This is a genomic window from Streptomyces coelicoflavus (assembly GCF_003112555.1).
Lineage (GTDB): Bacteria > Actinomycetota > Actinomycetes > Streptomycetales > Streptomycetaceae > Streptomyces > Streptomyces coelicoflavus.
The window spans coordinates 343,616-349,732 of sequence record NZ_BEWB01000012.1 but is presented as its reverse complement, the minus strand read 5'-3'; the positions used below and the strand labels follow the sequence as shown (position 1 = coordinate 349,732).

The 6,117-nt window shown below is 71.6% G+C and carries 3 protein-coding genes and 1 pseudogene; all 4 read left to right on the top strand.

Annotation, left to right across the window (positions count from 1 at the left end):
- A pseudogene (locus Sco07f_RS29110) lies at nucleotides 1-460 on the top strand (DUF3459 domain-containing protein); the annotation flags it as partial.
- Entirely contained in the window at nucleotides 457-2,175 is a 1,719-nt protein-coding gene (gene treS / locus Sco07f_RS29105) for a maltose alpha-D-glucosyltransferase (protein ID WP_108989610.1), read from the top strand. The pseudogene Sco07f_RS29110 and the gene treS, both read left to right, overlap by 4 nt.
- A gap of 96 nt (nucleotides 2,176-2,271) precedes the next feature.
- Nucleotides 2,272-3,669: a maltokinase N-terminal cap-like domain-containing protein gene (locus tag Sco07f_RS29100; RefSeq protein ID WP_108989609.1), complete on the top strand. Its 1,398-nt coding sequence runs from the start codon at nucleotides 2,272-2,274 to the stop codon at nucleotides 3,667-3,669.
- A gap of 40 nt (nucleotides 3,670-3,709) precedes the next feature.
- A complete protein-coding gene (glgB, locus tag Sco07f_RS29095; RefSeq protein ID WP_167468254.1) occupies nucleotides 3,710-6,115 on the top strand; it encodes a 1,4-alpha-glucan branching enzyme in 2,406 nt (801 codons plus the stop codon).
- The last annotated feature ends 2 nt before the right edge of the window (nucleotides 6,116-6,117 follow it).

Sequence of the window (6,117 nt, the reverse complement as noted above, 5' to 3'; positions counted from 1 at the left end):
CGAAGGCAGCGAGGAATACCACGACAGCGAGAAGTACCAGCTCAAACCCCGCGACTGGGCCCGCGCCGACCGCGAGGGCACCACCATCGCCCCCCTCGTCACCAAGCTCAACACCATCCGGCGCGAGAACCCGGCACTCCGCCAACTGCGCGATCTGCACTTCCACACCACGGACAAGGAGGAGGTGATCGCCTACTCGAAGCGGCAGGGGTCGAACACGGTTCTGGTGGTCGTGAACCTCGACCCCCGCCACACCCAGGAGGCGACGGTCTCGTTGGACATGCCGCAACTCGGCCTGGACTGGCACGAGTCGGTGCCGGTCCGCGACGAGCTGACCGGCGAGACCTACCACTGGGGCAGGGCCAACTATGTGCGCCTGGAGCCGGGCCGTTCGCCCGCGCACGTCTGCACGGTTCTGCGACCGTCCCACCCGCAGATCGGAGGGTCACCCACCACATGATCGTCAACGAGCCCGTGCCGGACACCTTCGAGGACACCCCCGCCAAGGACCGGGACCCGGACTGGTTCAAACGAGCCGTCTTCTACGAGGTCCTCGTCCGCTCCTTCCAGGACAGCAACGGCGACGGCGTCGGCGACCTCAAGGGCCTGACCGCCAAACTGGACTACCTGCAATGGCTGGGCGTGGACTGCCTGTGGCTCCCGCCCTTCTTCAAGTCGCCGCTGCGCGACGGTGGTTACGACGTCTCCGACTACACCGCCGTCCTGCCCGAGTTCGGCGACCTCGCCGACTTCGTGGAGTTCGTGGACGCGGCGCACCAGCGCGGCATGCGCGTGATCATCGACTTCGTCATGAACCACACCAGCGACCAGCACCCGTGGTTCCAGGAGTCCCGCAAGAACCCGGACGGTCCGTACGGCGACTACTACGTCTGGGCCGACGACGACAAGCAGTTCCAGGACGCGCGGATCATCTTCGTCGACACCGAGGCGTCCAACTGGACCTACGACCCGGTGCGCAAGCAGTACTACTGGCACCGGTTCTTCTCCCACCAGCCGGACCTCAACTACGAGAACCCGGCCGTGCAGGAGGAGATGCTGGCCGGGCTGAAGTTCTGGCTGGACCTGGGCATCGACGGGTTCCGGCTGGACGCGGTGCCGTACCTCTACCAGGAGGAGGGCACCAACTGCGAGAACCTGCCGCGCACGCACGATTTCCTGAAGCGGGTGCGCAAGGAGATCGACGCGCAGTACCCGGACACGGTGGTGCTGGCGGAGGCCAACCAGTGGCCGGAGGACGTGGTCGACTACTTCGGCGACTACTCCGCGGGCGGCGACGAGTGCCACATGGCCTTCCACTTCCCGGTCATGCCGCGCATCTTCATGGCGGTCAGAAGGGAATCCCGCTACCCGGTCTCCGAGATCCTCGCCAAGACGCCGGCCATCCCGTCCGGCTGCCAGTGGGGCATCTTCCTGCGCAACCACGACGAGCTGACCCTGGAAATGGTCACCGACGAGGAGCGCGACTACATGTACGCGGAGTACGCCAAGGACCCGCGGATGCGCGCCAACATCGGCATCCGGCGGCGGCTGGCCCCGCTCCTCGACAACGACCGCAACCAGATCGAGCTGTTCACGGCCCTGCTGCTGTCGCTGCCCGGCTCGCCGATCCTGTACTACGGCGACGAGATCGGCATGGGCGACAACATCTGGCTCGGCGACCGCGACGCCGTGCGCACCCCCATGCAGTGGACCCCGGACCGCAACGCCGGCTTCTCGTCGTCCGACCCGGGGCGTCTGTTCCTGCCCACGATCATGGACCCGGTCTACGGCTTCCAGGTGACGAACGTCGAGGCGTCCATGGCCTCGCCGTCCTCGCTGCTGCACTGGACCCGCCGCATGATCGAGATCCGCAAGCAGAACGTGGCCTTCGGCCTCGGCACCTACACCGAGCTGCCCTCCTCCAACCCGGCGGTCCTGGCCTTCCTGCGGGAGGCCCCCCCGAATGGGGAAGACGGGGACGACCTGGTGCTGTGCGTCCACAACTTCTCCCGGTTCGCGCAGCCCACGGAGCTCGACCTCAGCGCCTTCGGCGGGCGCCACCCGGTCGAGCTGTTCGGCGGGGTCCGCTTCCCGGCGGTCGGCGACCTGCCGTACCTCCTGACCCTCGGCGGGCACGGCTTCTACTGGTTCCGGCTGCGCAAGGACGCCGCCTAGATCCGGCCCCGTCCCCGGGCGCGGCGGTTTCCACCGTTCCGCCCGGGGCACGCATCAGTAACCACCCCGAGTCCCCCGGGGAAAGGACGCGACGCCATGTCGGAAGCCGTCATACGCACCGTCACGAGCCCGCCGGGTCTCCTGGCGTCACTCGACCCACTGCTGCGGGAGTGGCTTCCGCGACAGCGCTGGTTCGCCGGCAAGGGGCGCCCGGTCACCGGCTTCTCGCTGGTCGCGGCCACCGAACTGCTCCCCGCCGACTCCCGGCTCGGCCTCCACCACGTCCTGGTCCGCGCCCACCAGCAGTACGCCCCGGCCGGGGGTGCGGCGGAGGAGCCCGGCGACTGCTACCAGCTCCTGATAGGCACCCGCGAGGCGCTGCCGCCCCGGCTCGCACCCGCACTGATCGGCCACCTGACCGAGGGCCCGGCGGCCGGCCGCACCGCCTACGACGCCCTGTACGACACCCGCCCCGCGGAGGTACTGCTCGAGGCGCTGCGCACGCGGGCCCGCGTCGGCGAGCTGCGCTTCGAGCGGGCACCGGACGACGACGACATACGCGCGGGTCTCGTGCCCCGGCTGATGACCGCCGAGCAGTCGAACTCGTCGGTCGTGTACGGAGATACGTTCATTCTCAAGGTGCTGCGCCGCATCGTGCCGGGCGTCAACCCCGACCTGGAGCTGCCGCTGGCCCTGGCCCGCGAGGGATGCCCCCGGGTACCGGCACCCGCCGGGTGGATGACGGCGGAGCTGACCGGCCGGTCCTGGGTGCTGGGCGTGCTCCAGCCCTATCTTCAGGGCGCGACCGACGGCTGGGAGCTGGCGCTGCGCGAGCTGGCCAAGGGTGAGGACTTCGTCGCCGAGGCCCGGGCGCTCGGGCGGGCCACCGCCGAGGTGCACACCGCGCTGGCCCGCGCGCTGCCGACCGTCACCCTCGGCCACGCCCGGGCGCGGCGGCTCGCCGAGGGCATGAGCGAGCGGCTGGCGGAGACCGCGCGGGCCGTGCCCCTGCTCCGGCCGTACGCACCCGCGCTGCGGACGGCGTTCACGGCGCTGGCGGACCTGGCCGCCGAGGGCCGCACCTGGACCGCGCAGCGGGTCCACGGCGACCTGCACCTCGGCCAGTGCCTGCGCTCCCCCGACGGGCAGTGGTCGCTGATCGACTTCGAGGGAGAGCCGGCGAAGCCCCTGGCCGAGCGCCGGCTGCCGCAGCCGGCGGTGCGGGACGTCGCGGGGATGCTGCGCTCCTTCGACTACGCCGCGCACTCGGCCGGCGTACGGGTGCCGGGCTGGGCGGAGTCCTGCCGGGCCGCGTACTGCGCCGGGTACGCGGCGGCCGGCGGCCACGACCCGCGCACCGACCCGGTGCTGCTGCGCGCCTACGAGACGGACAAGGCGGTCTACGAGGTCCTGTACGAGGCCCGGCACCGGCCCGACTGGCTCGAGGTGCCCCTGGCGGCGGTGCGCCGCCTGTCCGTGCCCGAACCGGCATGACGTCCCCGCCCGCTCCCACTTCGCCCAGGAGGCTTCTCCCGTGACCCCCCGACCCTCGTCCAGCGGTTCCGACCCCCAGAAGACGACCGGGAAGAACACGGCCGGGAAGAAGACGGCCAAGGCCGCGAAGAAGGCCGGCGCGAAGAAGGTCCCCGCGAAGAAGGCCGGCGCGAAAGAGGTCCCCGCCAAAAGGGTCCCCGCGAAGAAGCAGGCAGCAAAGCAGCCCGTCGGGAAGGGCCGGGTCCCGGAGGAGGTCGCCGTCTCCCCCGCACTGGACGCCGGTGACCGGGAGCGGTTGCTGGCCGGCACGCACCACGACCCGCACGCGGTGCTCGGCGCCCACCGGGTGCCCGGCGGGGTGGCGTTCCGTGCCTTCCGGCCGTACGCCCTCGCGGTGACCGTGATCTGCGGGGAGCTGCGGGTCGCGCTGCACGACGACGGGGACGGGTTCTTCTCCGGTCTGGTGCCGCTGAACGAGGTCCCGGTGCACCGGCTCCTCGTGGCGTACGAGGGGACGGAGCACGAGGCCGAGGACCCGTACCGCTTCCTGCCCACCCTGGGCGAGCTGGACCTGCACCTGATCGGCGAGGGCCGCCACGAGCAGCTGTGGCGGGCGCTCGGCGCGCACCCGACGGCGCACGACGGGGTGGCCGGCACCCGGTTCGCGGTGTGGGCGCCGAACGCGCGCGGGGTCCGGGTGGCCGGCGGCTTCAACTTCTGGGACGGCACCGGCCACCCGATGCGCTCCCTCGGTTCGACCGGCGTGTGGGAGCTGTTCCTGCCCGGTGTGGGCGCGGGCGAGCCGTACAAGTTCGAGATCACCCGGCCCGACGGCTCGCGCACCTTCCGCGCCGACCCGCTGGCCCGCCGCACCGAGGTGCCGCCGGCCACCTCCTCCGTGGTGCACGCCTCGGACTACACGTGGGGCGACGCGGAGTGGCTGGCCCGTCGCGCGGACGCGCCCGCGCACGAGGCGCCGATGTCGGTGTACGAGGTGCACCTGCCGTCCTGGCGCCCCGGACTGACCTACCGCGAGCTGGCGGAGCAACTCCCGTCCTACGTCGCCGACCTGGGCTTCACCCACGTGGAGCTGATGCCGGTCGCCGAGCACCCCTTCGGCGGTTCCTGGGGCTACCAGGTCACCGGCTTCTACGCGCCCACGGCCCGGCTCGGCGACCCCGACGACTTCAGGTACCTGGTCGACCGGCTGCACCGGGCCGGCATCGGCGTCCTGATGGACTGGGTGCCGGCGCACTTCCCGCGCGACGACTGGGCGCTGGCCGAGTTCGACGGGCGCCCGCTGTACGAGCACTCCGATCCGCTGCGGGCCGCGCATCCGGACTGGGGGACGCTGGAGTTCGACTTCGGACGGCGGGAGGTGCGCAACTTCCTGGTAGCCAACGCGGTGTACTGGTGCGAGGAGTTCCACATCGACGGGCTGCGCGTGGACGCCGTCGCCTCGATGCTGTACCTGGACTACTCGCGCGAGCCGGGCCGGTGGACGCCGAACGAGCACGGCGGCCGGGAGAACCTGGACGCGGTGGCGTTCCTCCAGGAGATGAACGCGACGGTCTACCGGCGGGTGCCCGGCGTCGTGACCGTGGCGGAGGAGTCGACGGCCTGGGACGGCGTCACTCGGGCCACGCACCACAAGGGCCCGAGCGGCTTCGGCGGGCTGGGCTTCGGGCTGAAGTGGAACATGGGCTGGATGCACGACTCGCTCGAGTACATGAGCCGCGAGCCGGTGCACCGCGGGTACCACCACGGGGAGCTGACCTTCTCCATGGTGTACGCGTACAGCGAGAACTACGTGCTGCCGATCTCCCACGACGAGGTGGTGCACGGCAAGAAGTCGCTGGTGTCGAAGATGCCCGGCGACTGGTGGCAGCAGCGTGCCAACGAGCGCGCGTACCTCGGCTACATGTGGGCCCACCCCGGCAAGCAACTCCTCTTCATGGGCCAGGAGTTCGCGCAGGGCGCGGAGTGGTCCGAGGCGCACGGCCCCGACTGGTGGCTGCTGGACCCGGAGTACGGCGCGTCGGCGGACCACCGGGGGGTGCGCGACCTGGTGCGGGACCTGAACACCGTCTACGGGGCCACGCCCGCCCTGTGGGAGCGCGACACCCACCCCTCCGGGTTCGCGTGGGTGGTCGGCGACGCGGCCGACGACGACGTCCTCGCCTTCCTGCGGCTGGACGCCGACGGCACCCCGCTGCTCGCGGTGTCCAACTTCGCCCCGGTGGTCCGCTCCGACTACCGCCTCGGCGTTCCCGACGAGGTCCCGGCCTGGCACGAGGTGCTCAACACCGACGCCGCGCGGTACGGCGGCGGCGACGTGGGCAACCCGGACCCGGTCAAGCCGAAGGCGCAGGGGTGGCACGGCCGGCCGGCGAGCATCCGGCTGACCCTGCCGCCCCTGGCGACGGTGTGGCTGCGTCCGGCCTGACC

Bases quoted from the DNA above. Each gene is read 5' to 3' on its own strand.
- Sco07f_RS29100 (WP_108989609.1), top strand. From the start codon at position 2,272: ATGTCGGAAGCCGTCATACGCACCGTCACGAGCCCGCCGGGTCTCCTG.
- treS (WP_108989610.1), top strand. From the start codon at position 457: ATGATCGTCAACGAGCCCGTGCCGGACACCTTCGAGGACACCCCCGCC.